General features: G+C 43.9%; 1 protein-coding gene. It reads right to left on the bottom strand.

The window, feature by feature from the left end; translation table 11 throughout:
- Window positions 1–130: 130 nt before the first annotated feature.
- The gene (locus tag ACTNBR_RS16330) at window positions 131–1549 is read right to left on the bottom strand and encodes a sugar transferase (RefSeq protein WP_441019245.1); all 1419 of its coding nucleotides are present in this window, start codon (window positions 1547–1549) and stop codon (window positions 131–133) included.
- Window positions 1550–1806 lie beyond the last annotated feature (257 nt).

Genomic DNA, 1806 nt, shown 5'->3' with positions numbered 1-1806 from the left:
TTGCCGTTACTATAAGTATACAGAACGGCATAAACAAACTCAATACCTTCCGGCTTACACAGTTTCATTTATGGTGGTGCCAAGTGTGCGGGCATGGGAGTTTAGGGTAGACATTGCTAAATAGAGCTTTCTATTTCGCCCCATCTTTTCCAATCACAACCAACACTGTTTTCAGCAGAATTTTAATATCCAGCCCCAAATCCCAGTTCTTAATATATTCCGTATCCAACCTCACAACTTCTTCAAAGTCGGTAATATCGCTCCGTCCGCTAATCTGCCACATTCCGGTAATCCCCGGCTTGATCGCCAACCTGGCCCGATGATGAAGATCATACTTCTCCCACTCATCTTCTGTAGGCGGCCTAGTCCCAACCAGACTCATATCCCCCTTCAGAACATTCCAGAACTGCGGAAATTCATCCAGAGAATAGTCCCGGATAAAATTTCCAATTCCTTTAATGATTCTCGGGTCATTATCCATCTTGAACATCATGCCGTCCTTGATATTATTCTGCGCCATGAGTTCTTTTTTCCGTTCCTCCGCATCCATATACATGCTTCGGAACTTATAGATCTTAAACTTCCTTCCATTCTTCCCAACCCGGATCTGACTGAAGAAGATCGGTCCCGGAGATTTCACATAGATCCACGGTGCCACAATAACAAAGATAACCGCCGTACCGATCAGCCCGATAAGTCCTCCCACGATGTCCATAAGCCGTTTCACAAACACCTGCTTCTGCGATGCCATATTGATGCTGCTGGAGATCACCGTATATCCTTCAATCTCCTCCACCATCTGACGCATCTTCTCTTTTTTCAGCCTTGCCAGCTTCAGATGCACCGTAAGTCCCATGATTCCACATTCATCAATCAGCTTCTCCGGAAGCGGTATCTCATTCGGAATGCTGAACATCACTTCATCTGTCCAGGCTGTTTTCAAATATTCAGCGATCTTATCCACTCCGTAAATAACCGGAAGTCCATGGAATTCTCTTCTTTCGCCTTCTTCATCCACGATCCCGATTCCGGTAACCTTGAATTCACTGTATGGATTATCGGTAAAGTTGTTAAGAAGTTCTTCATAATTCTTTTTTGATCCGACCAGCATAATGCCCCGTTTTCCGGCAGCCGGTTCCCGGTGGCTTCTCAGCCACATTTTCAAAATACATCTTCCTATAAAAAGGAAACTCCATGCAATGAGCGGAAAATAAAACATCGCCAGACGCGAAGAATGTGCAGATTCTTTAATTACAAAAAGATAGACGATGACACCGGCGCAGACAACGATCACATGTCGTGCGACTGCTTTCGCTTCCATCCAGTATCCCCGTCTCAGAACACCCCGATATGTTTCCATCAGGAATCCCATCACCAGATCAATCAGCCCCAGGACAATGAAGATGCTTCGCATGAACGTATCCATCTGCAAAGTCAGGTCTCCATTTCGTACCACATACGCCACATAGAACGCAGCTTCTATTAATATGAAATCCAACAAAATAAAATCCCAGTGCTTGAACCAATGCGATGTATTCCTTTTATACATTTTTCTTCCCGACCCTCAAATCTTTCGATGCCTGTGGGCATTTATTTGCCCTGCATTTATGGCACTTTCTTTTATGACCAGTATTTTTATCGTATAAAAAATGATGTTTCTAGCAACGTAGTTATTTCAGTTCCATTTTTTACACAGTTTTGGAAATAATTTCCAATCCCACTTCAACTCTCTGCATTCTTCCGAACATTTCGATTTCCAGCCAGGCTTTACGCTTGTGGCGGTCAATCTTTCGAATGAACGCTTCC

Origin of the sequence: Bariatricus sp. HCP28S3_F11 (genome assembly GCF_052065395.1) — a bacterium.
Lineage (GTDB): Bacteria > Bacillota > Clostridia > Lachnospirales > Lachnospiraceae > Allocoprococcus.
This window is presented reverse-complemented; position numbering and strand designations above follow the sequence as displayed.

What these genes read in the sequence shown, in the direction of transcription:
- ACTNBR_RS16330 (WP_441019245.1), bottom strand. Translation starts at nt 1,549, where the DNA reads ATGTATAAAAGGAATACATCGCATTGGTTCAAGCACTGGGATTTTATT.